Genomic DNA, 19202 nt, shown 5'->3' with positions numbered 1-19202 from the left:
AAGACTTTATTTAAACTTCATTGCTAAAGTTACAATATTTGAATTTAAACCCGTCGAGCGCATGTAATGTCCCGCCCTGATCTCCAGCGAATTGAAATGCTGCCATCCAAATACGCCGGTTGGCGGCGATAACCTGATGTTGGCACCAACAAAACTACTATGGAGTGTTGACCGGTCGTAATCGCTGGTATAATACACAGCGGTTGGGTCATGTTGCCCATAAGGTGCAAAGTACCTTGTACCCTTCTAATTGTTATACCGCCGCCCTAAGCCTGGCCAGGATAAAGATCAACTACAATGGTGACGCTCATCATTCAATAAGATTTGCCCTTTACGGATATGTCTCAAGGCCTTCATGCAATGCCATTCCAGGTAAACCGCCCACACATAAGGGCCGCTTAATTACCTGTCATTTTCAAATAGTGATATATATCATTTATTTACCTGACGACCAGCATCATAAAAAAATAAAACAACAGCAATTTTGTGCTTAACATAAGTAGGTTAAAGCAGAAAATATGAGAGCATTAGTTTATCACGGCCCAGGTCAGAAAGCCTGGGAAGAAAAGCCCAAACCGGTACTGCTGTCAACAAGCGATGCCATTGTAAAAATCCTGAAAACAACGATTTGCGGTACAGATCTGCACATTATGAAAGGAGATGTTCCTGAAGTTGCCGATGGCAGGATCATCGGGCACGAAGGCGTGGGCGTGATCGAAGAAGTGGGGACCACTGTCAGTAATTTTAAGCCGGGTGACCACGTGATTATATCCTGTATCACATCTTGCGGTAAATGTACCTACTGTAAAAAGGGTATGTATTCTCACTGTACAGATGGCGGTTGGTTATTAGGACACCTGATTGATGGCACGCAGGCAGAATATGTTCGTATCCCCCATGCAGACAACAGCCTTTTTCTGGTACCCAGCGGTTCTGACGAAGAAGCATTGGTGATGTTAAGCGATATACTGCCTACGGGCTTTGAATGCGGCGTATTAAACGGCAAAGTACAACCTGGAGATACTATAGCCATAATAGGTGCCGGCCCGATCGGGATTGCCACTTTACTTACCGCACAATTTTATACACCTGCGGAAATTATCATGATCGATCAGGATGATAACCGGCTCAATGTGGCCAGGAAATTCGGTGCAACACAGATTATTAATAGCCGCAATGAAAATACAATTGAAGCGGTAATGAAACTCACCAACCAAACCGGCGTTGATGTGGCGATAGAAGCTGTCGGCATTCCCGAGACATTCGAGCTGTGTGAGGCGATTATCGCCCCCGGCGGCCGTATCGCCAACATTGGCGTTCATGGAAAAAGCGTCCGTTTACACCTGGAAGACCTGTGGTCGAAAAACATTACTATCACGACCAGGCTCGTGGACACAGTGACTTCACCAATGTTGTTAAAAACGATACAATCAAAGAAAATAGCGCCTGCCAACCTAATCACACATCGTTTCAGATTAGATCAGGTGGCAGAAGCATACGATACATTTGGCAATGCAGCCGAAGCGAAAGCGCTGAAAGTTATTTTAAGCTCTTAAACAACATGCATATACGTGCCGAATAAAACAACATCACAACCGTTAAACCTCGAATAATTATGGAAAAGATATTAGTTACAACAGATCAATCCGTTAATTCCAAAGCGGCCATCCGTTTTGCGATTAAACTGGCCAGCCAGCGTAAGGCCGAATTAACCATCCTTCATGTATACCATCTTTTAAAACCCTTCAAATGGACAGACCACGCTTTTGCGGCGTATACCAATGAATTCAGAAAAAAAACGACAGAAGAATTGTCATCATTTATTGCAGGCATCTATCGTGATATCGATGAACGCGAAATTAACTACCAATTAGTTTTGGTATCCAATATCGATGTAGTTGATGGCATCACAGATTATGCCAGCAGGAACAGTTGTTCCTATATCTGCATCAGTACCCGTGGAGCGGGCACTATCGCAAAAATATTCGGCACGCATACCGCAAAATTGATCAGCTGTTCGACTGTGCCTGTTATATGCATACCAAGCGCATACCATTTAAAAGAATTGAAACACATCATGTATGCTTCGGATATGACCGATTATGAAAACGAATTAAAAGAGGTTGTCGATTTTGCCAGGCCAATTGGTGCCAGTGTAGAGATGGTACATATCGCCTATCCTAATGAATTTGCTTTTGACAAAGAGTTGGCTGAAGCCACCTTACAGAAAAAAAATAGTTATAAAATTAGCCTTTTAAACCTGCAAAGAGATGTCAACAATAATTTACTGGAAGATATAGATCACGCTGTTAAGATCAGCAAACCGTCCCTTTTGGTCTTATTCACTCATCAGTCCAGGTCTATGCTCGAAAAGCTATTTTTCCCTTCTAATGCCACAGAATATTCCTTTTATGGAAAGGTACCTTTACTCACCTTTAAAAAAAAGGATGGCAAATAATTTTGCCAAGGTCCGCTCCTTGATATATGGATTGTCATTTTTATCTGTAGTGGACCAACGTTAATTGTCTTTGTTATACCCCGCCTGCGCTTAGTATTATTATAAGTTGTGGCTGACCGCTACAACAGCCAGCCTGTTGCCATTAGTTGTTTTTCAGGACTGCAAAGCTTTCCAGAAAATACACAACCGGAGGAGTTAAACCTGCATCTGGCTCTTTACAGGCCGCTCATCGCCCAGTAACACACCCCATTGCTTATAATTTTCGCTACGGTCAAACACTATTTTTAAAATAGATAGCACCGGCATCGCCAGGAACATGCCCGAAAGCCCCGCCATGCTTCCGCCAATGATAATACCAACGATGGAAACAAGCGGATTAATTTTCACCTGCGACCCTACGATACGCGGCATTAAAATATTGTTATCCAGAAACTGTACCACTGTAATCGCTCCCAATACAATCAGCACATCTGCAACACTATCTGACGAAGCGAGCGTTAACAGCACACCCAGAATATTGCCGATCAGGGCGCCCAGGTACGGGATCAGGTTCAGAAAAGCGAAGATAATACCAATGAGCAGTGCATTCTGAATGCCCAAAAACCATAATATGCCACCTAAAAGAACAATGATATAGGTAATCTGTATCAGCAGCCCTACAAGATAGCTTTTAACCATTTTTTCAGTTTGCCTTACAGCTTCCTCCACATTCAGATAATCCTCTTTTTTAAACCACATCAGCAGAAATTTCAAAAAAAGGTTCCTGTATAGAATGATCAGGTAGATATAGATCGGCAATAATCCAATAAATATAACCATGCCAGACAAAGATCCAGCCGCGCCGCTTAAAACTCCGCCTAAAGAACTGAATAACTTTTTGCTTTGCACATTAATGAATTTCACTTGCTCTGCCGGGGAATATCCAAATGACTTGCTGATCCAGATACTTAGGTCATCCAGGTGTTTGGCCACGGTACGTTGAATCTGCGGAAAATCATCTACCAAAGCACCTATCTGACTGGATAACAGCCAGATGATCAGCGCCACGATGACCGTTAATAACAATATTGGCAAAAAAACCGCAATAACCTCCGGCACTTTGAGCTTCCTGAAAAAACGAAAGACGGGTAAAAGCACCAGGCTGAAGAAGAACGCCATCAACAAAGGCATAATGATCGTATTTCCAGCGATGATGATGGTTCCTAAAACAAACAGGCCAATTAGTTCTATGGCCCGTTTCACGGTTACCGGCATTTCTTTTACCATGGGAGCAGTTTTACACTTTTAGGAGCGCGCTTTTTTTATTACCCAATATAAGCCTTTTATATTGGTTTCCCATTTCGGAATAATAAGTACGTGCGATTCCTCTAACAAATCAAGGATGGTTAAGCTGACAATAATAATGTCAAAAGTAAGGGAGCCGCCGATAACCTATAAAAGGTAATGGCATTTACTATATAATAACTCCGTTATGCGTGAGGTTAACAAGTATAATGCTATTCAATCATTATCATTTCTCTGTTTTAATGGAGATATCGTATCAGTTCTGATTTCCGAATGCCTGATTTGTCCGCCTAAATAGCCAGTCCTTGCAATCAGTCCAAAGCTTATCAAGGATACGGCGAGCACTATTAACGCCATACGTCTAACCTGTGATGTGTTTTTTAATGTTGCAAAAAGCCCGATCAGCGAAACCCCACCTGTAAGTATTAAAGCGATCAAAGATACCAGGGCGGACTCCTCATGATCTTCAATGAGATATTTAGATATCCCTTTTAAATGTTCAATGGTTTCTTCAGCACCCTCGCCGGTCGCATAAGCAATACCGGCACCAATTGCTGAAACGATCAAAACATTATAAGCAGCGATTAGTGTACCTTTGTTCCTTTTCCATATCCCATGGATCAGGACAAATGCCCCCAAAGCCGTACCAACGATAGGCAGGTGGGTGATCAGCAGGTGGATGTGTGTTTGGTTCATGACTTTTTTATCAAAGGTGATCAACTAATAGCACTGTTTAAATAGCAGTAATCAAGCTAATAAATGATCTTAATCATTTATTGTCGGGTAATGAACGGATAGCTTTACAATCTAAAGAATTACGCCATGAAGATGATTCTAATGCTCACTGACTTTTCGATAAATGCAAACCACGCCGCAAAAACCGCCGCAAAAGCGCTGAGGAATTTAAATGCAGATATACTGCTTTACAATACTTATTATGACCACCCTATACTTCCTACATATGCCGGTGGCCCCTGGGTGGTAGAAGAATTCGTTTTTCGTAAAGATGAAAGCGCGGCACGACTGGGCCAATTGGCTATTCAACTAAGGCATATTATTTCAGATCTAACTACAGACGGCGTTGAACCTAAAATTGATTATCAATTTGGTGAAGGTTCACTTGGCAGAAATACAGCGGCGGTTATTCAGGAGAACAATGTTGACCTTGTTGTAATCGGCAGTAGTACAGACAGCTCTTTAGACCACTTGATCTTCGGCAGAGATACGATGCAGGTGATAGATCATTCGTCATGCCCCGTATTGATCATCCCGCCAAGAGCGGATTTAGCCCGGCTAAAAAAAGTAACGTTAGCCACGGCTTTCGATATGGCCGATATCAATGCAATCAATTACCTAACCGGCTTACAAAAACAGTTACGCTTTCACCTGGAAATTGTCCATGTATCCGCCATAGAAGAGGAAGGCGATCCTGTAAAAGAAAAGGCTTTACTTAACCATATCGAAGCAATCAAACAGGATAATACAACCTTTCGGGAAATAAGGGGAAAAGACGTGATTAAACGATTAAATAGGTTATGCAAAGATAACGGATCGGATATACTGGCACTTGTTCATCATCAAAACTCTTTTTTGTCGGGGCTGTTTGACAAGTCTACAACGGTGGCCGCTTTAGACAACCAGCATTTACCTCTGATGGTCATTCCGGCTGAAATGGTCTGATCGACTCGTGACTAATTATTAGCTGATCAAATAAATGGCAATAAATAATTTCGATATACAGGGCCTGAGCGAACAGGAAGTACTTGCGGCGAGATCTAAATACGGAGCGAACAGCCTTTCGTTTAAGAAAGAAAACGGATTTGTTAATGCGTTGATAGGATTGACAAAAGAACCGATGGTAATCTTATTGTTGGTTACCTCATGTATTTATTTTATTAGCGGAAAGGCCGGAGACGGTATTTTTTTAGCTTCAGCAATTGTACTCGTGGCGGGCATATCTTTATATCAGGACTCCAGAAGCCGGAACGCGCTCGAAAAATTGAAGGATTTTTCGCAACCTAAATGCAAAGTGATCAGGCAGGGAGAAGTTTTGGAGGTAAAAAAAGAAGAACTTGTTATTGGCGACAGCCTGATGGTAGAGGAAGGCACTTTTATTACTGCTGATGGTGTTATTGAACATTCCAATGATTTCTCAATCAACGAAAGCATTCTCACAGGCGAATCCCTGGCTGTTTTTAAAGACAAATCCTCTGCAGACAATCTGATTTTCAGTGGCACAACAGTAGCAAGCGGACTGGCCATTGCAACCGTAACGGCAATAGGCAATCAAACACGATTAGGTAAAATTGGCGGGAGCCTGGAATCTATAGCGGAAGAAAAAACACCCCTGGAAATACAGATCAGCAATTTTGTAAAGAAAATGGTGATCGTGGGGGTTATTGTGTTTCTGACGGTGTGGGGAATAAACTATTTTCATTCGGCAAATATCTTAGACAGTCTCCTTAAGGCGCTTACACTGGCTATGAGTATCCTGCCCGAAGAAATTCCCGTTGCGTTTACCACCTTTATGGCGCTTGGGGCCTGGCGGCTTATGAAAATTGGTGTCGTTGTTAAGCAAATGAAAACGGTGGAGACTTTGGGCAGCGCATCGGTTATATGCACTGATAAAACCGGCACACTAACCGAGAATAAGATGAGCCTGGCGAAAGCGTATGTCCTGAATGAGGATTGCATTTATAATCTTAATGAAAAGCAATTATCCAACGCAACAATAGAGCTAATCGCGCTTGCCATGTGGGCCAGCGAACCGATCCCTTTTGATCCCATGGAAGTTGCCCTGCACAATGCCTACACCCACACAAATCTGGCAGATGAGCGTCCGGATTATAAAATGGTTCACGAATATCCGCTGGGCGGCAAGCCGCCGATGATGACCCACCTTTTTGAAAATAAAAAAGGGAATCGCATTATCGCAGCCAAAGGTGCGCCTGAAGCATTGATCGGCGTCAGCAACTTAAATCAACCCCAGAAAGAACATGTGACTGCTGCAATAGCTGCTTTGGCTATCGAAGGTTACCGGGTATTGGCCGTAGGAGAAGCAAATTTTGTGGGAAGTGATTTCCCTGCTGCACAGCAGGAGTTTCATTTTGTATTCAAAGGGCTGGTTGCGTTTTATGATCCGCCAAAGAAAAACATCGCTACTGTACTACAGGGCTTTTACAAAGCTGGTATCAAGGTTAAAATCATCACAGGCGATAATGCAGAAACTACCGGTGCTATCGCGAAGCAAATTGACTTCCGTGGAGCAGACCAATGTATCAGCGGAGACATGCTCATGCAACTGTCAGAACAGGAACTTAGGGAGAATGTGAAGAAAGCCAACATTTTTACCCGTATGTTCCCGGATGCCAAGCTAAAGATCATCAATGCTTTAAAAGCCCAAAATGAGATAGTAGCTATGACCGGAGACGGAGTTAACGACGGCCCCGCGCTGAAAGCGGCGCATATAGGCATTGCGATGGGAAAAAAGGGAACAGAGATAGCGAAGCAGGCTGCCTCATTAATTTTATTGGAGGATGACCTTTCAAAAATGGTTGATGCTGTAGCCATGGGCCGGCGTATCTACACCAACCTAAAAAAAGCCATACAGTATATCATCTCCATTCACATCCCTATCGTATTAACGGTATTTATACCACTGGCTTTAGGCTGGATTTATCCGAATATTTTTTCACCGGTGCATATTATTTTCCTGGAACTGATTATGGGGCCGACTTGTTCGATCATTTATGAAAACGAGCCCATAGAAAAGAACGCCATGTTGCAAAAGCCACGTCCGTTCAGCACTACTTTCTTTAATTGGAAAGAGTTGGCGACCAGCATAATACAGGGGGTAGCCATCACAATCGGAACACTCACGGTCTACCAATATGCCGTAAGCAAAGCAGCAGATGAACAAGTAACCCGTACCATGGTATTTACCAGTCTGATATCGGCCAATGTTTTGCTCACCTTAGTAAATCGCTCGTTTTACTACTCGCTGTTTACCACAATCAAATATAAAAATAACCTTGTGCTCCTGGTTGTCGGGCTCACAATCTTTATATCATCTTCACTGATATACATCCGCCCTTTAGCAGTTTTCTTTGGTTTCAACCCTCTAAATGTGAGTGACCTGTTGATCAGTGTAATTATAGGATTTACCTCCGTCATTTGGTTCGAGCTTTATAAAGGATGGTTACGTAAGGACTCAAATGTAAAAACCTCGTCATAGAAAATACGTTGATCGTACATTAAGATTTTGAAACAGGCACTTTAGATGGAGAATTAAACCTGATGACACTCCTTATCAATTGATCAAGACGTGATCTTCTTTTTCATCTTACCTGTTATAGTGGCATCGGGTTAAATATTTCTCAGAGAATTTACAGTTTCATTGTGCCGCTTGCCACCCCCTCCGTTTTTTCTTGCTTAACAACCTGTCTATTCCCTGTAATACTTGCGCCTAAGGAATTTGGCATACTTCATAAAGAAACATTTGTTAATTCATTTTTTTGTCTAAATTTGAATTAGTAAAACTTAGACAAAATGAATTATTCCATTTCTGATCTTGAGCAATTGTCAGGTGTTTCCGCCCATAATATCCGTATTTGGGAAAGGAGGTACCAAGCATTTACGCCTTCAAGGACAGCCGGAAATACGCGCTTTTATAATGATGACCAGCTAAAGAAATTATTGAACATAGCCGGACTTTACCACGCGGGCTACAAAATTTCTAAAGCCTGCGCGTTAAGCCGGGAGGAAATGAACAAACTACTCCAGACTGAAATAGATAAAACCCGGCCCGCTCGGCATAAGCATGAGTATTTCATTTCTCAGATCATCAGCAATGCATTAATTTTTCATGAGTATGCAGTAAACGAGCTTATAACCAAATCGTTCGAGCAGAATGGAGTTTTAGGGACATATAAATTCGTGATATACCCCATGTTAGTACGTGCTGGTTTAATGTGGCTAAACAATTCGCTTTGCCCATCACAGGAGCATTTTCTTTCGTCCATTATCAGGCAAAAGCTATTTTCTGCAATCAATGATTGTATGGAGCAACAGCAAAATAGCAAACCGTTATGGCTGCTATTTTTACCGGAAGACGAAGATCATGATATTGGCCTCCTCCTTGCAAGCTATATGTTGCGGACTGCCGGCCATCGGGTGATTTATTTAGGTCCGCAGGTGCCCATGTCGGCTTTAAACCATGCGCTTGAAAGTACGCAACCTCACAACCTTCTTTTTTTTATGACGCGTGTAAGGCCAATTGCTAATGCACAGGCATATATTGACCAGCTCGCGTCTACTTTCAAATCTGTTAAAATATACTTATCTGGCAACAAGCAAGTCATAAATAGCGTTCACTTCCCGAAAAATGTGTATTGGTTGGAAACGCTTCCGGATTTTGAACAAATAATCGCGCCGGTTATATGAGCAAAAAGGAACGAAAAAGGTACGCGATACCAGGCACTGACATTGCGGGATTAAGCGCCGCGGCGTACCTCTTTTTTGCGGGTGTTCCGCCAGCCAGCGTTTCCGGTAATGTTTCAATACATCAATTATTAAACTCTCTGAAAAACCTAATCGATGAAAGAAAAATTTGACCGCCTTTCTGCGGAATGCAGTAAACTGGCAACGCGCAGGTACAGTACCAGCTTTTTTCTGGGCATCAATTTTCTTGATAAAGAATTGCATCAGCCAATTTATGCTATCTATGGCTTTGTCAGGCTTACTGACGAAATCGTAGACAGCTTTCATAATTATGACAAGCGTGAATTACTAAATAAATTTAGAAAGGATTGCTTTGAAGCGATAGAACTGGGTATCAGCCTGAATCCCATCCTTAACGCTTTCCAGGAAACAGTCAATAAATACCATATAGATCACCAATTGATTAACCAATTTCTGCATAGTATGGAAATGGACCTGGACGATCAGCATTATGACCAACAAAAATTTGAAGAATATATCCTTGGATCTGCAGAGGTGGTTGGCCTGATGTGCTTGTATGTGTTCACAAACGGCAATAAGGCACGTTACGAAGCTCTTAAGCCGGGAGCCATGCGCTTAGGTGCGGCCTTTCAAAAGGTTAATTTCCTGAGAGATATCGGTGCGGACTATCTTCAGCTCAACAGAAGCTACTTTCCGGGGATCGACCTTAAGCATTTTTCCGAAACAGATAAAAAGAAGATAGAACAAGAAATTGAACAAGACTTCAATGAAGCGTTGAAGGACATCCGAAAGCTACCAAAATCTTCCCGCCGGGGCGTCTATCTGGCTTACCAGTATTATCGCGAGTTGTTTAAAAAGATTAAGCTTGCGAGCGCCTGCGTGGTTTTTTCGAAAAGATTCAGAATTTCTAATGGCAGCAAGCTTATATTGATATTCGACACGTTGCTTAAACACCAACTCAATTACCTTTAAAAACCGTTTTTCAGATATCCAATTTTTCAGAAATATGTCTTATAGCGTTATCAAGATTGTCTGCGGAAGCAATCAAATAACTCACCGAACTCTCAAATTCCGTTTGACGGTCATCAGCGTCCTTTATTAGTCCGATAATGCCCATGATATTGGAAAGATGACGGCGAACTTCATGCGAATGAATGAACGCGAGTTCTTCGCTTCTTGCTTTAAACACCAGTTGATCATAATAACGCTTCTTTCTTGTCGCGCCATCAATAGTCATCAGCCATACGGTGAATATTTTCGATGAGAAGTTTGAGGTTGCTCCGCTCAAGATGATCAAACCCATTACGCATCACCGATTTCTTTTCAGGATCTTTTTCAATCCAGGCGCCCAATTTTAGCATAAGCCGGTCTTTCCACGACAGTCCGGAAACGACACACCTGCCGGGCAGGAAAAATATTTCGGCAACATCTTTGATTTTGGCACCAAGATTATTTTTTATTATCTCCAGTTGTTGCGTCATGTCATTAACTGCGAAGCTGCAAACAATAAAAATGAAAAGCTTTTTGTCTTTTAGCCTGATGTCATTTTCCTTTAACCAATCGCGTAGTACCAGCCGGCCGATATAAACTGAGCTGCCTATAATAATGGTATCATAAAGGGCTAAAACTGCAGGTGTTACATTCTCTACTTTTGATACCGGCATCTGCAATGTTTCTCCAAGCCAATGCGCATACTGGCTGGTTGCACCATATTTGCCCTGATAAATAATAATTCCGTTCATAGCGGTAATTTGATTTGGTTATACAAGTTACCGAACCGGAGCTAATGCAAAAATGACAATGGTCACCCCTGAACCGTCAATTATATCAAAGCCGACAATAGCGTCAGTCGATTCTTAACCCGAAACGAGATACATAAAGCTTTTATGAGTACCACTCCCCTGTTATTCATGACGAGAATCAATGATCTTGCTGACAGAAATCACAGCACAGTATATTGTGTAATTTAAATCATTAAATTAAAGGGGCCAAATCCCGTGCTAATACAATGTATAACACAAAGCTATTGCAGCTGCCCCCATGGCAGCAAAACTGCTCCAAAGCATCAATTTGGAAATAAACTTGCTATTGTACTCTCCCATGATTTTGGGGTTAGAGGAGATCCTGGCAATCAGGAACAATAGTGGTACCGCTGCTATCCCATTTAATACCGCCGCATAAACTAATGCCTTAACCGGATCGATGCCAATATAATTGATTAGTAATCCAATTAAAGTGGCAATGCATATGACAGCATAAAAAGAGCGCGCCTTTTTCAATTTTAAATTAAGCCCTGCCTTCCAGTTAAAGGCCTCACAAGCGGCATATCCTACCGAGCCGGAAAGTACCGGGACAGCCAATAAACCAAGGCCTATAATGCCGGTAGAAAAAATTAATTTGGCTAAAAATCCGGCGTTAGGAAAGGTATGCACCAGCGGCTCTATCGCCCTTGCCGCATCAGACGCACTTTTTATGTCAGTTACACCGCTATTGTGCAAAACGGTTGCAGCAACTACAATAATACTCCAGGCAGTGAATTCTGAAAATATCATGCCGATAGTGTTATCAATACGCATTTTTTTTATTTGCATCCAACCGGGCCTGGGTTTATGCCGCGAAATCCTCTCCTTTTCTTTCTGCTCCTCCACTTCCTGTGAGGCCTCCCAAAAAAACATATATGGAGAAATTGTGGTTCCCAAAACCCCCGTTATGATAAATAGAAAACTAAAATTTAACTCAAAATGAGGTATAACAGTTGCTTTCAGAACGGTAAGCCATGGCTGGTGTACAATAAACAAAGTTATGGGATATGCCAATAAAGTTACTGCAAGCCATTTTAGTATCCTGGCGTAAGAATGATAAGAAGTAAAAACCTCCAGAACAAGGGTCAACAATGTAAAAAACAAGGTTAATGCAACAAACGGGGCTGGGATAAGTAATCGGGCCGCAGCTGCCATAGCTCCTATATCGGCCCCGATATTGATTGTATTGGCCACCAATACGAGCCCGACAACCGCATATAAAACAGTTTTGCTGTAATGTTCCTTAATTACAGCTGATAGGCCTTTACCTGCTACCATGCCGATACGTGCGCAAGCTTCCTGAACGGCAATCATAAAAGGTAACATATATAGCGCTGCCCACAGCTGATTGTAGCCAAACTGTGCGCCGGTTTGCGAATAAGTAGCAATGCCAGAGGGGTCATCATCAGCAGCACCAGTAGTAAGGCCCGGGCCTAAAATTGAAAAAAATCTCAAAAAGCGGTTCTTTTTTTTCTGTTGATTACCTTTCATGGTATTGAATATCAGAAAATTATATTATTCCCATACACCAAATGATGAATTTTCTGATCACCTACTATGTTTTGACGCTGGTAGTAGTGGCCGCTTATGAGTTAAAGGTTCAAAATTTGATTTAACAACTTTCGCGCAAAATGAAGCTTATCTTATGCTCGTATTGCGTTGAAGCTTGCTGTAAATAGCCAATTCCAGGCTTGTGTCCATATTATAGATATCCTCAAACCTGATTAATTCACCTTTTTTTATGTCACATGTCAGGTAAGTGATTTTTATAGGAACAGGTTTATTAAGCACGAAATTATGTGTCTTTGATTTTTTAAGAATTTTAAACAATTTGTCGCTTTGCTCTGAAGCGTCATATTTGAGCAATAACGCGGCGAGCCCGGCAGCATCATCTAACCAGATACAACCATTACTTAAATCACGTTTATCTTTTTCAAACAGCTTTTGATCAGCAATTTGGTTTAAGTATATGTTGTACACATTTTGAAAATGAAAAACCAGCGATCCCAGGGTGTTATCGCAGCCGGGCGCCTGTTTAGCGTAATAGCCCTGGGGCGAAGTCAATATGCTCTTAAGTTGGGCGTTAGTGATATCTTTTAATTGACCAGCCTTATTATAAATACTGATCTGAAGCCGGTCAAGGAATAAACTATCAGCTATTGCTTTCGGGAGGATGTCGCGGATAAATATCCGGTCAGGAACAAGCCAGTCTGGAAAAGAAGTAAAATAGGTGATTTGGCTCTGCAAAGTCGGACTGGGGGTTTGCGCCGTTCCGACAATAGCTTTAAATACCACCAGCGTATCCGGCAAATGAAATGTCAGCTCGTAGGTAGGGATATTAATTTGTATATATTTTTCCCGGTCATCAACGTTTGCCCACCTGATTCTTTCCATGTTGACGGCGATTTTCATTACATCATTTCCTGGGGTTCCATAGCAATCATCCGGAGCTTGTCCTCTGATTATGTGCAGCATTTCCTGAAAAGCGGTATAGAGTTTTGCATTAGGTTGTACCTCCAAAACAGACTTCGTAAACTCCTGCGAATGTATAATGTCCTGCAGTTTAGCTTCTGCATGAAATGGTACATCCATACCATGATCTACCCTGTCGGATCCGTAGTCGGGATTAAGCTTTCCGTAATGCAAATAGTTCAGCATGGTAATGACAGCATCTGTAAGCAAAACATCAAACTGTGCCTTTAAGGAGTCACTAACCGAACCTGGATTTTCCAAAATATCGCGGAGCATATCAAACTGAAGCTCTTTAGGATGAAAATCATCATGCGATAATCCGTATTGTAACACACAATCTAAAAGCACCATTGCATTCCCGGTGTTTTGACGCGATTGCGGGTTAGTCCATACCGGAAGGTAATTGTTTTGGCGATAAAACCGGGTAACGCTTTGTGGGTAATGTAATTGTTGCGACGTAGCAGCGCTTTTGAGCTGTTCGTTAATTGCATTATTGGTAATCCCCTTCTTTTCCTGGGCAAATACATTAACCAGAAAAAACGAACTGAAAGTGAATAACAAAAGAACCAACTTTTTCATTGCAATATTTTGTGAGTATCCAAATCTTCTTCAGTGCGGCCCATGGCTACATTGATATTGTGTAAAGTTTTGAATAACACCCAGCAAAAAGAATGACACACATCAAATAACTTGTTGATGCAGATCATAAAATTATGCCTACCATCAAATTGGCGTGAGCACCGTCACTATTCATCCTGATATTTATCAAACTTAAAGTACTTAAGAGTGATGACATTAGCAATATGAAAATTGTTAGGAGCTTTAGTATTACTGATAATATAACAAACCATCAGATAAATATTGTAAAAGCGATAATTACTGCATCCACGTTTCTCTTCAGCTTTTCCTGTCAATTAAAAAGCGATAAAATAAGGCCGGTAGTTGCTTCCATATCAGAGTCCGTATATGCGTCCGGCATAATTAAAAGCAAGGATCAATATCAAGCTTTTACCTCAGTTAGCGGTATCATTCAGGAACAATTTGTAACTGAAGGTCAATATGTTACTGCCGGCACTCCTTTAATATCTATTAAAAAAGAAAATCAAAAGCTAAATGTTGAAAACGCGATGATATCGGCTTCGTTTGCCGACTTCAGGCTAAATAGAGATAAACTGGCCGCAGCGGCAATCGCGGTTGATCAGGCCCGGTCCAAGATGCTTAACGACTCAGTAATGTTGGTCAGGCAAAAAGAACTGTGGGGGCAGCAGATCGGTACGAAAGTACAGCTTGAGGAAAGGGAATTAGCAGTAGTCAATTCAAAAACAGCCTTACAAACAGCCATAATTAATTTCACAGAATTGAAAAGGCAATTGCATTATAACGCCGCGCAAAGCATAAATAATCTCAGTATTAACAAACAACAGGAAAGCGACTTTACTGTTAAAAGCAATATAAACGGAGTAGTATATAACCTTTACAAAAATCCGGGCGAAACTGTTAGTCCGCAAACACCGCTGGCCCTCATTGGCAAAGCCGACCGTTTCCTGCTTGAATTACAAGTGGACGAATATGATATCGTTAAAGTAAATCCGGGGCTTACCGTTTTTGTCACAATGGATAGTTACAGAGGCAAGGTATTTGAAGCCAGAGTAACCAAAATATATCCGGAAATGAACGAACACACCAAAACATTTCGTGTTGAAGCTATTTTTACTACCCCGCCGCTAAAATTATATCCTAACACTACTTTGGAAGCAAATATAATTATCCAAACCCGAAAAAAGGCTTTGCTTATCCCCAGAAGCTACTTGCTCAACGATTCCGTTGTGATAAGAAGCGACGGTGAAAAACTTAAAATAAAAACAGGTCTTAGTGATTACCTGCAAGTAGAAGTGATTTCCGGTCTCCAGTTAAATGATGAACTAATAAAACCGATACCATGAATTTTAAGCTGACCTGGAACATCGCGGTAGCTTTATTATTAGCTCACTTGAGACAGACGATTGTTGCCGCAACCGGTGTAACTTTTAGCATAACAATGTTTATTGCCCTATTGAGTTTTATGGGTGGCTTAAACAAGCTTTTAGATGGACTGGTAATAAACCGCACCCCTCATATCAGATTGTATAATGAAATTGCAGCTGCACGGCATCAACCAGTGGACCTTACCAACGCATATCGCCACAGTTACAACTTTGTAAGCTCCGTTAAGCCGCAGAACAAGCGCCTGGGCATTTACAATAGCAAGGCTATAATGAAGGCTATCGCAGTCGATCCACGCGTGCAGGGACTATCACCGCTAATTACCGCGCAAATATTCTACAATACAGGACAGGTTAATATCACCGGCCTTATTAACGGCATTGATCCGAATATGGAAAATGAACTTTTTTTATTTGGCGACTATATTATAGCGGGCAAATTCATTGACCTTAAAAATACACCCAACAGTATTATTTTAGGAAAAGGCATTGCAAAAAAAATGATAGTCCATCTGGGGGATATCATTCACGTAACCCCTGCTAATGGAAACCAGGTGCCTTTAAAAGTAGTAGGGATTTATCAATCCGGTCTTGAAGAGATTGACAACAAGCAAAGTTATACCTCTATCGCAACAACTCAAAAATTACTTGACGAATCAAACAATTATATCACAGACATCCAGGTCAAATTAAAAAACATCACCGAAGCACCGAAAATCGCAGCTTATTACAGGCAGGTATTCAATATAGATGCGATGGATATCCAAACGGCCAATTCACAATTTGATACCGGTAGCTTTATCCGCTCGCTGATATCTTACACAGTTGGGGTAACTTTACTGATTGTAGCAGGTTTTGGGATATATAACATTCTAAATATGATGATTTATGAAAAGCTCGATTCCATCGCAATATTAAAAGCCACAGGATTTTCAGGCAAAGATGTCAGCCGCATATTTAGTACAATTGCATTAGGCATAGGTATTTTTGGCGGCCTGGCAGGGCTGATACTGGGTTTCATCTTATCTGTTATCATAAACCACATCCCATTTAATACAACCGCGCTTCCCACAATTAAAACCTATCCCATTGATTTCAATATAGGTTTTTATTTTATCGCTGGTCTGTTCTCTTTTCTAACCACCTATTTCGCGGGATATTTTCCCTCAAAAAAAGCAAGTAAAGTAGATCCTGTAATCATTATAAGAGGGAAATAACATGGACTCAATAATATTAGAAGCTTTAAACATCTCAAAAACCTTTTATGAACCCAAAGCGGTAAAAGTATTGAGGGATGTTAATTTTTCGCTTCATAAAGGCGAATTCGCCTCAATTATGGGAAAATCAGGCTGCGGCAAATCAACACTATTATATATCCTTTCAACCATGGACACTGATTATGAAGGAGACCTGAGGATTGATCATATCAGTATGAAACAAAAGAACGAACGGGAGCTGGCCTCGGTAAGAAACGAAAAAATAGGCTTCGTATTTCAGTTTCATTACCTTTTAAATGAATTCTCTGTACTCCGAAATGTGATGCTCCCAGGCCTGAGGCTTGGAAAATACAGCGCAGAAGAAACTGAACACCGGGCTTTTGAAAAATTAAAAGTATTAGGCGTTGAAACGGAAGCAAAAAAAAAGCCGAATCAATTATCTGGCGGGCAAAAGCAAAGGGTAGCCATTGCACGGGCATTGATCAATGATCCGCTAATCATCATGGCTGATGAGCCAACCGGTAATTTGGATAAAAAAAATACTGAAATCGTTTTTAACATTTTTAACGAATTGATTACCAATTATCAACAGACGATACTTGTAGTTACACATGATAGTGAATTCGCGCGTAAGACCCAAAGAATTATTGAAATGGAAGACGGAACCATCATAAACTAATTGAAAAAACAGCAACCGCATCGGCATGTAAGAATGCTTCTCAGCGGAATCTCATCATCCAAGGTTTTCTTGCTTTTATCCGGGCTTTTCCTGGTTTTGTCGAACGATCTGCCAAGTCATTTTCTCAATCAACGAATTGGGCCATCCTGAAATTATTCACAGTTACAGCTATTATAATCATGGTGATCTATTGGCAAAAACAGGTTTATATTAAGAGGCCGTATCAAAATAAATTGATACGGCCTCGCTGTCTAACAATTATTTATTATTTAATAACCGGGATTTTGCACCAGTTCGGGCGAATTCCTGTCAATTTCGGGTTGCGGAATCGGCCAAAAATCATAGTTATCGGCATACTTGGTTTTCACAGTGGGGAATAAAGGATTTTGCACAAAGCCGTTCAACTTCTGCGTAGCAATTCCCCATCTCCTCAAATCAAAATAACGGATCCCCTCCAGGGCAAATTCAACCCTTCTTTCATGACGCACTTTCTCTCTAAACTGGGCCTGTGATAGGCCGGCAGCCAGGTCGGGCATATTAACCCTTTTCCTAACCAGGTTAATTGCGTTGTAAGCGCTTGCATCCGGGCCTACTGCCTCGTTTTGTGCTTCAGCATACATCAGTAATACATCTGCATAACGCAATAAAACAAAGTCATTATCACCCTTTACTCCATAGTCAGGGTCTACAAGTGTTGGATCAAGCCATTTTTTTACAGCATAGTAACCTACTATCCATGAATCTTTTCCGGGCTGGGCCACGGCATATGATCCTGTAAATGGCCACCCCTGCGCTTTGGTATCACCTGGAAAAAACAGGGTCATCCGCATCCGGGGATCGCGATTGTCAAACGGTTTTCCCTTTACATAAACGGCAGATGAGGTTGTGTCCTTGCCATCAGCAGCTTCGTACTCGTTAACCAAATCCTGGGTTGCTAATTCTCCTTTCCAGCGTTGTAAGGGCACACTTATACCATTATCCTGGTGCGAGAGATTTGGCAGTTGGTATTTAACCGAAAACATGATTTCAGGGCTGCTGTTCTGCGCAGGTTTATAAAAATTTGAAGGATAAGACGGGTTTAAAGAAAATTTCCCGCCTGCGATAATGGTATTGGCGAGCGTGGCCGCATCGGCGTATTTTTTCTCAAATAACAATGCCCTTACCTTGTAACCCTGGGCTGTAGCTTTAACAGCATGTCCGTTGCCATAGGCAACATCCGGTAAGCCAGCTATCGCCAGGTCAAGGTCTGCCTCTACTTGTTTCAAAACATCGGCCCTGGTAGATTTGGCCATGTGTTTTTTATAATCCAGCGTAAAAGGATCGGCCGTGGTAATGATCACATTTCCGTATAATATAGCAAGCCAGTAATAATTAAAGGCACGCAAAAAATAGGCTTCAGCCTTGTATTGTTTAAGCTTATCGCCGGTAAGTACTTTATCAACGTTTGCCAAAAAATAGTTAATGGAGGCTATAGCAGTATAATTATTAACATAATAGGACGATTGATAAAGATTATAAGTATCAAAAACGCCGGGAGATAAACCAGATGACAGTGCACTGGTACCGCCACCATAGTTATATTGCCCGTAAGAATTGTCACTAAAATTATCCCATGCAACCACCTCATATTGCGATGTGGAATAGCTCCCTCCCTGTGCATATAAGAAATTGTAACAACCTGTTAATGCCAGGTCGGCATCACTTTCTGACTTCCAAAAATTTTGAGTAGAAAGTTTATCCGGTGGATTGAGGTCAAGGGAACTTTTCTTACAAGATACCAGTATGACTACCACCGTCATCAGTATGTATATATACTTATTATAAAGTTTCATAATCGTTTTCTTTAAT

Annotated in this window: 17 protein-coding genes; 9 read left to right on the top strand and 8 right to left on the bottom strand. The window is 41.4% G+C overall.

Going from position 1 to position 19202, the window contains the following annotated elements; genetic code table 11:
* Positions 1-6: 6 nt before the first annotated feature.
* The gene (locus ABID99_RS09660; RefSeq protein ID WP_354483439.1) at positions 7-198 is read right to left on the bottom strand and encodes a hypothetical protein; all 192 of its coding nucleotides are present in this window, start codon (positions 196-198) and stop codon (positions 7-9) included.
* 320 nt (positions 199-518) lie between these two features.
* Between ABID99_RS09660 and ABID99_RS09655 the strand changes: the two genes are divergently transcribed.
* Both ABID99_RS09655 and ABID99_RS09650 read left to right on the top strand, forming a co-directional pair.
* Positions 519-1556 carry a zinc-dependent alcohol dehydrogenase family protein gene (locus ABID99_RS09655; RefSeq protein WP_373613567.1) on the top strand — a complete coding sequence of 346 codons (1038 nt, stop codon included), beginning with the start codon at positions 519-521 and terminating at the stop codon, positions 1554-1556.
* A gap of 59 nt (positions 1557-1615) precedes the next feature.
* Positions 1616-2458 (top strand): universal stress protein, encoded by an 843-nt coding sequence (locus ABID99_RS09650; protein WP_373613566.1) that lies wholly within the window; start codon positions 1616-1618, stop codon positions 2456-2458.
* Positions 2459-2653: 195 nt separating this feature from the next.
* On the opposite strand, the gene ABID99_RS09645 is transcribed toward ABID99_RS09650, so the two are convergent.
* Both ABID99_RS09645 and ABID99_RS09640 read right to left on the bottom strand, forming a co-directional pair.
* Positions 2654-3724 (bottom strand): AI-2E family transporter, encoded by a 1071-nt coding sequence (locus ABID99_RS09645; RefSeq protein WP_373613565.1) that lies wholly within the window; start codon positions 3722-3724, stop codon positions 2654-2656.
* A 234-nt stretch (positions 3725-3958) separates the two neighbouring features.
* Complete coding sequence (locus ABID99_RS09640) at positions 3959-4438, bottom strand: hypothetical protein (RefSeq protein WP_373613564.1); 480 nt, start codon at positions 4436-4438, stop codon at positions 3959-3961.
* 126 nt (positions 4439-4564) lie between these two features.
* Here ABID99_RS09640 and ABID99_RS09635 point away from each other — a divergent pair, with 126 nt between their 5' ends.
* The 4 genes from ABID99_RS09635 (at position 4565) to ABID99_RS09620 (ending at position 10174) form a co-directional block, all read left to right on the top strand.
* Positions 4565-5422 (top strand): universal stress protein, encoded by an 858-nt coding sequence (locus tag ABID99_RS09635; RefSeq protein WP_373613563.1) that lies wholly within the window; start codon positions 4565-4567, stop codon positions 5420-5422.
* Between the two features lie 34 nt (positions 5423-5456).
* Positions 5457-7976 carry a cation-translocating P-type ATPase gene (locus ABID99_RS09630; protein WP_373613562.1) on the top strand — a complete coding sequence of 840 codons (2520 nt, stop codon included), beginning with the start codon at positions 5457-5459 and terminating at the stop codon, positions 7974-7976.
* A 314-nt stretch (positions 7977-8290) separates the two neighbouring features.
* Positions 8291-9184, top strand: coding sequence for a MerR family transcriptional regulator (locus tag ABID99_RS09625; RefSeq protein ID WP_373613561.1), 894 nt, complete (start codon positions 8291-8293; stop codon positions 9182-9184).
* A gap of 153 nt (positions 9185-9337) precedes the next feature.
* Positions 9338-10174: a phytoene/squalene synthase family protein gene (locus ABID99_RS09620; protein ID WP_354483455.1), complete on the top strand. Its 837-nt coding sequence runs from the start codon at positions 9338-9340 to the stop codon at positions 10172-10174.
* A gap of 10 nt (positions 10175-10184) precedes the next feature.
* On the opposite strand, the gene ABID99_RS09615 is transcribed toward ABID99_RS09620, so the two are convergent.
* From ABID99_RS09615 to ABID99_RS09600, 4 genes are all read right to left on the bottom strand, one after another.
* Positions 10185-10439: a hypothetical protein gene (locus ABID99_RS09615; protein ID WP_373613560.1), complete on the bottom strand. Its 255-nt coding sequence runs from the start codon at positions 10437-10439 to the stop codon at positions 10185-10187.
* Entirely contained in the window at positions 10429-10944 is a 516-nt protein-coding gene (locus ABID99_RS09610; protein WP_373613559.1) for a flavodoxin domain-containing protein, read from the bottom strand. Before ABID99_RS09610 ends, ABID99_RS09615 begins: the two co-directional genes overlap by 11 nt.
* Positions 10945-11202: 258 nt before the next feature.
* Positions 11203-12495, bottom strand: coding sequence for an NRAMP family divalent metal transporter (locus ABID99_RS09605; RefSeq protein ID WP_090526076.1), 1293 nt, complete (start codon positions 12493-12495; stop codon positions 11203-11205).
* Positions 12496-12642: 147 nt separating this feature from the next.
* Complete coding sequence (locus ABID99_RS09600) at positions 12643-14055, bottom strand: L,D-transpeptidase family protein (protein WP_373613558.1); 1413 nt, start codon at positions 14053-14055, stop codon at positions 12643-12645.
* Between the two features lie 224 nt (positions 14056-14279).
* Between ABID99_RS09600 and ABID99_RS09595 the strand changes: the two genes are divergently transcribed.
* The 3 genes from ABID99_RS09595 to ABID99_RS09585 are packed head-to-tail and all read left to right on the top strand — an operon-like array spanning position 14280 to position 17354.
* The gene (locus ABID99_RS09595) at positions 14280-15419 is read left to right on the top strand and encodes an efflux RND transporter periplasmic adaptor subunit (RefSeq protein WP_373613557.1); all 1140 of its coding nucleotides are present in this window, start codon (positions 14280-14282) and stop codon (positions 15417-15419) included.
* A complete protein-coding gene (locus ABID99_RS09590) occupies positions 15416-16675 on the top strand; it encodes an FtsX-like permease family protein (RefSeq protein WP_129570028.1) in 1260 nt (419 codons plus the stop codon). The genes ABID99_RS09595 and ABID99_RS09590 overlap by 4 nt, the downstream gene beginning before the upstream one ends.
* A 1-nt stretch (position 16676) precedes the next feature.
* The gene (locus tag ABID99_RS09585; RefSeq protein ID WP_373613556.1) at positions 16677-17354 is read left to right on the top strand and encodes an ABC transporter ATP-binding protein; all 678 of its coding nucleotides are present in this window, start codon (positions 16677-16679) and stop codon (positions 17352-17354) included.
* 269 nt (positions 17355-17623) lie between these two features.
* Here the strand turns inward: ABID99_RS09585 and ABID99_RS09580 are convergent, their stop codons facing one another.
* Complete coding sequence (locus tag ABID99_RS09580; RefSeq protein ID WP_090526081.1) at positions 17624-19186, bottom strand: RagB/SusD family nutrient uptake outer membrane protein; 1563 nt, start codon at positions 19184-19186, stop codon at positions 17624-17626.
* Positions 19187-19202: the final 16 nt, after the last annotated feature.

Origin of the sequence: Mucilaginibacter sp. OAE612 (assembly GCF_041806395.1) — a bacterium.
Taxonomy (GTDB): Bacteria; Bacteroidota; Bacteroidia; order Sphingobacteriales; family Sphingobacteriaceae; genus Mucilaginibacter; species Mucilaginibacter rubeus.
This window is presented reverse-complemented; position numbering and strand designations above follow the sequence as displayed.